We start from the raw sequence: 5,385 nt of genomic DNA, 5'->3' as shown, positions 1-5,385 counted from the left end.
CTAGGAAAGCTGGGGCGATTCAATACGCCACAGGCACTATCATCATTGGTGACCAGACTCATCTACCTCGATAGGAAAAGTGAAGTTCGGATCGTCCTCACTCAAGTCCTCGAAAGCGGACGCCAGTAGGAGACTAGGATCCTCTGGCAGGTCAATTTCGGTCAGGGGTACAAGCTCCTCGTCACCTAGGTTTAGCGGCAGTTGCTGGGCAAGATCTTTGAACATGAATTTGATCGCGACGACTCTTCTCGCCTCACGCTTTAGCTCGTAGGTGACATCCAATCTACTCTTGGTACGCAGCTCTTCCACAGCAGGATCAATCACGCGCTGGCGGAGATTGTTGAAGCGCTGGTAGGCATCAGAAAGCCCTAAAGCGGTCCTGAGTGTCTCGATCTCGATGTATGCCCATCCGGTTTTCTTGAACTGCATGAGCATCTCAAAGAGCCGAAACGAGTGAGTAGAGTCGAGACGTGCGACTCGGCGCAGGTCATAGCTGGTGAGCTTGGTGTGAAGCCGGGATAGGTACGGCATAACGTGGATCGTGAAGGACAGCTCCACCCTCCCCTCGCCAGCGATGTAGCGCGCAGCATCGACCCAGCGCTTGCGTTCCACTGCAGACCCATCGAAGGTCTTCACCTCGCGCTCAAACAGAACGTCGGCCGTCTCCTTCATCTGCTCGTAGGCATGACGAAGCTGCACACCGTATATCTCTGAATAGAGCAGCGCGGACACAGAAATTTTCTTCGGCATCCCTTTCCGAGGATCGATTTGGCTTATCGCAGCCAAAATCAGCCTCTGCTCGTTGAGGGTAAGCCGATACGACGCTGTGATGAGCGTATTTGACTTCGTTACCCGAATCGGCCGAGGGTCAGCCTGATCAGGAACGGAGGTGGATACCTTTGACATGGAGGGACCTGGTAGAAAGCCTTTAAACCCTGCTAGCGCCCGTCCCTGTAGTCGATACCGGGTCAAGCGAAAAAAGAGTCAAAAGCCCGCACGGCGCGCTTTCCGCGCGACAATCAACTGCCTTGGCGATCAGGCAGAGTCAAGTTGTAGTCGTCTCGAAGAGACGCATTGGCAAGTAGTAAAACATCGTCCGAGCGGACACGCGAGTACCGTAATTTGTAGTCGGATCGATCTGAGCGAGCGTAGCGTGCTACCGAGAGGCCTGCTGAGAGGCGTTTGTACCGTAATTTGTAGTCGCAACACCCACCTGAGAAATCCCATTGGTGCGGCATGGCGGGTCTGACCGCTCCACTACCGTAATCTGTAGTCGCATTGCATGGTCGACACGTGTTCAAGGCTCGCACTGATGGGTCTGAGCGGCCGGGTACCGTAATCTGTAGTCGTATCATCTGGGCGGTGACCGTGCTCGAACCGCGGAGTAGGCGCCTAGCTGCGCCTATGCCGCAATCTGTAGTCATTAGGATGGGTCAGCCCTTAAACAGCCGTAATCCGTAGTCGATCAGCCGAGCAAAACGATTTTTTGCTCTCTAAGCGTCTGTTTGGTGCCGTAATTTGTAGTCGTGAGGTGGAGGGCTACTCGATCCAGCGGTATGGGATACCGGAATCTGTAGTCGTTTCAGCAGGTTAGAGGACGGCTAAGCCGTAATCTGTAGTCGTTGACCGAGAAGTATTGCCGCGATGACTACCGGAATTTGTAGTCGCTAGACATGATGGACGCATTGTCTCGCCATTGGTACGAAGCATTTGATGAGGATGGCAGGTGCAACCTACAAGCGCGCCTCGGACAGGCATGATTTCAGATTTTATCGTTTAAAATCAGAAACTTATAAGGTTTTTCTTGCGGTTTTCACATTGAACGCCTCGAGGAGGAGCGAACTTAACCCGCGTTTTATCGCCTTCGTGCTAGCGCTGTGCATCTGGACAGCCGCAATTTGTAGCAGGTGGTACTGCTCACCAGTGGATAACAGCCGGCATCCGTAGTCGTGACTGCCGGAATCTGTAGTCGACCGACCCGGAATTCGTAGTCGCGTCAGCCGTAATGCCTAGTCGCATTACCGGATTCTGTAGTCGATACCCCCCTTGGAACCCTTTGCCGGCGCGGCTTCCAGCGTCTTAAAAACAAGAGAAAAACAAGAAATAAAGATCTAAAAAGCTCTTAAAGGGCTAGCCGCTGTGGATAAGCTCGCCTTGGCATAGACAGTGATATGCAATCGACTACAGATCACGGCTGAGGGACCGTAGCCTGTGTGGTGACCGTCGTGTACGTCGTCTGCGCACCTACCCATTCCACCGGATGGCAGCCAAACGAGATATTCGTCGACAGCAGGTCCAGGGGATCCAACCGGCTTTGCAAACCATCGAGACCTTGTTAAGACCCTAGATCAACTACCTAAACGCTGTAATCCGGATGGGAATACACCTAAAAGAGCGCCGTACTAGCGCTATGCGCCCGGTTCTAAAGTCGACGTTGCCCCACACACAAAACAGCAAGCTTCCCAGATGGCACGTGATCACCTTCTGCTCAAGGGCACCGATCACCAAATTCATTGATGTCACAGGCATACAGCCCTGCTCAGCATCATCTCGTCCTTAATCTTGTCTACAACATGTGGTCGATGCGGAACGCGTTGCCTTCCGGGTCCAGCAGCACCGCCTGGTACCAGTAGTAGTAGGTTTCGTAGGGCGCCTTCACCAGGCGCGCACCGGCGGCCTCGGCCACTGGCACCAGAAGATCCACCTCGGCGCGGCTGTCCACCTCCAGGTTGAGCAGGAAGCGGCAGCCTTCACTGCCGGCGAATTCGCCCAGCCCCAGCAGTTCATAGGCTTCCGGCGCATTGAAGCCGATGGCGGTCTTGCCGGTGTCCAGGCCGCGAAAGATCGGCGAGCGGATCGCCTCGATCTCCGGGAAGCCGAACACCCGCTGGTAGAAGCCGCTCAGGGCCACCACGTCCTGGGCGAAGACGTTGACGTAGGAAAGACTCGGCATCAGGCCACCCGCACGCCGGTCTGAGTACCGCCAAAGGTGGTCTGCTTGACGAACTTGGATCTCAGGTGGTCGCCCGAGGTGATGGGCGCATGACGCGGCGGCGTGCCGGGCGTGGCGCAACCGGGCAGGCATTCGATGAGGGTGTCGTAGTTGGGCTGATGGAAGAACACCAGGGACTGGCGGCGGGTGTCGCAACCGCATCCGCCGGTGGATTCACCACCCGGTGCAGGGTTGAGACCCAGCGGTCGTTGGTCCACTGCATCATCAGGTCGCCGATGTTGACCACGAAGCTGCACGACACCTTGGGCACGTCCACTTACTCGCCGTCGGCATTGTGCTAAGTACCGAATATTGATCCTAGGGCACTGAGGTACCTCACTGATCGAGGTCTCGGTAGCTTTGCACGTATCCAAGAAAAGCTGGCACGACCAGGTTGGCTAGCTGAGGTGCGCGACGTTATAGGTTTAGCAAGTAACGACCAGATCTGTTCGATCAGTACCTGATGGATGCGTCACGCAGCTAATTAGCCACAATGCACAGTAGCCCCGCCCTCGCCTATCACGAATACCAGCTTTCCATCAGGGTTTTAGCGGTTTTGATGATCTCGTGCCGCAGTAGCGCGCGGAACGCTAGCAGCGAATCGCAATACACCTATCAGAACCAGTCCTGGGGGGCTATGAGGATGGGATCCTAAATGTGGCTGCTGGCTAGCGCTAGACACACCGGTTGGTGAATCACGTCTTACGAAGCTATCAGACTACCACGGCCAACAAGCTTGAGACGCTCACCGCTGTGACTGAAGGTGTCGGCGCTGAGGATATGCATCAGCTTGAGCTGACCTATTTCATGATGTCTGGCAGAAGCGATGAGATATCGCATGCCAGACATCGCCTTCAGGCAACATGCGGTCTATCGCCCGTATTTCTCGCACCAAAGATCGAAAGCTTCGATGAAGATGTCCTGGCCGGTCAGCCCTAGGTCGATACGCGCCAACTGAAGTTTCCTGTATCGGTCAGCATCGCACTTCACGCTGAGCGTTCTGTTTTGCCCAGCTTTCGCTGCTGGAGCAGCGTCCTCTGTCGTATGCTGTATAGCCACCGGGTTGCTCTGAGTAACGCTGGGTACTGACGGAGCTGCAGATGTAACAGGCTCCGCCGCTTTGGAGGTGTTGAGCATTGAGCCGAGATCTCGAGGAGTGCGAGCCATTGGGTCTTACCTTCTTTGCAAATACTTAAACATGTGCGCACGTGCTTAAGTGCGTGAGCAAGCACTTAAGCACGTGCTTGCTGGGATTCTAACTCTTCCAAAATGTAGTCGCACAGCTTTCTGATGTCCCGCGCTGCCGAGCAGCTTGGTCGAAGCTCCTGCGGTACCCTACCGTCAATACCGGCTTCGACCATGATGGTTCGGCGCGGCATCGGTGGGCAAAGCTTGCCGTGCTGAGACAGGGCCACCATCACGTCTTTAGTAATGTTCGTGTTGAGCGTCACTTCGTTCAGAAGGAACACAAAGGGCTTGTTCTCATCCTTCACCAACGTCAGCGTCTGCCTTACTGCACGCAAATCGTGTGGGCCTGCTTTGACGGGAATGATCACGAGGTCAGCGAATTTTACAGTCGCAGTGATAACGTCGTTAGACTCAGGAGGTGTGTCAATGAGGACGTAGTTATACCCCTCCCCTTCCAGCACGCTGAGTGCCGCCCCTAAGCTCTCGTATGGGACGTTTGACATTTGCGGCTCTTCAATTTCACGCTCTTGCCACCATTCGGTAAGGCTGCCTTGCGGATCCGTATCTATCAGCATTACCCGATTTCCACGGCGGGCCAGCTCCACTCCCAGGACTTCCGTCGTAGTGGTCTTACCAACACCGCCTTTCCTCGACGCAATCACCACTGTTTTCACCAGAGATCTCCTTAAGTACGCGCCCGCCCGCTTAGGCGCGTGTTTGCTCATTTGCTTACGTACGTGCTTACGCAAGCGTTCATGCAAGTAGATTACCTGAGTATACGTTTGCATGCTCGCACGCTCAAGCATATCCGTGCGTAGGTAAGCGCTTGCGCGCTCATGCGCTTAAACGCTTAAATGCTTAAATACCCATGTGCTCTCTGGCGATTTCTATGTAGGCGCTTGGGCGCTTGGAGCAAATCAGCTATGACGCCCCCCGTATCGATGCCCTCTGATTGCGTAACCAAGCATTTGCTTATTTAAGCATCTGTGCCAGAAGCGGTATTTTAGGGCGGAAGTCGGAAGTAGCTGACTGGTGAGGCTTGGTAGATGTAAGCCATAACGAGCATCGTTAGGGCGCCTCTTGGTAACGGTGCCTGCACCGGGATTGCTGCGGGGGGGCACGTTCGTCGTTCTCATAGAGGCGGGTGGTCAATACGCTTGCAAGAATGGCGACCACTGCACAAGCTTGGGTGCTTGGGTGCTTGG

3 protein-coding genes and 1 pseudogene are annotated in these 5,385 nt (G+C 54.8%); all 4 read right to left on the bottom strand.

The window, feature by feature from the left end; genetic code table 11:
* Nucleotides 1-42: 42 nt before the first annotated feature.
* Entirely contained in the window at nucleotides 43-906 is an 864-nt protein-coding gene (locus FEZ61_RS23820) for a replication initiation protein (protein WP_017642855.1), read from the bottom strand.
* A gap of 1,660 nt (nucleotides 907-2,566) precedes the next feature.
* Nucleotides 2,567-2,953 (bottom strand): VOC family protein, encoded by a 387-nt coding sequence (locus tag FEZ61_RS23815; RefSeq protein ID WP_007163057.1) that lies wholly within the window; start codon nucleotides 2,951-2,953, stop codon nucleotides 2,567-2,569.
* A pseudogene (locus FEZ61_RS23810) lies at nucleotides 2,953-3,278 on the bottom strand (2OG-Fe(II) oxygenase family protein); the annotation flags it as partial. The pseudogene FEZ61_RS23810 and the gene FEZ61_RS23815, both read right to left, overlap by 1 nt.
* A 946-nt stretch (nucleotides 3,279-4,224) precedes the next feature.
* Nucleotides 4,225-4,854 carry a ParA family protein gene (locus FEZ61_RS23805; RefSeq protein ID WP_026084058.1) on the bottom strand — a complete coding sequence of 210 codons (630 nt, stop codon included), beginning with the start codon at nucleotides 4,852-4,854 and terminating at the stop codon, nucleotides 4,225-4,227.
* Between the last annotated feature and the right edge of the window lie 531 nt (nucleotides 4,855-5,385).

The sequence above is a fragment of the Pseudomonas sp. MS15a(2019) genome, from assembly GCF_013277805.1.
GTDB lineage: Bacteria > Pseudomonadota > Gammaproteobacteria > Pseudomonadales > Pseudomonadaceae > Chryseomonas > Chryseomonas benzopyrenica.
The sequence above is the reverse complement of the archived record's forward strand: the minus strand, read 5'-3'. Positions and strand labels throughout refer to the sequence as shown.

What these genes read in the sequence shown, in the direction of transcription:
- FEZ61_RS23820 (WP_017642855.1), bottom strand. Translation starts at nt 906, where the DNA reads ATGTCAAAGGTATCCACCTCCGTTCCTGATCAGGCTGACCCTCGGCCG.
- FEZ61_RS23815 (WP_007163057.1), bottom strand. Translation starts at nt 2,953, where the DNA reads ATGCCGAGTCTTTCCTACGTCAACGTCTTCGCCCAGGACGTGGTGGCC.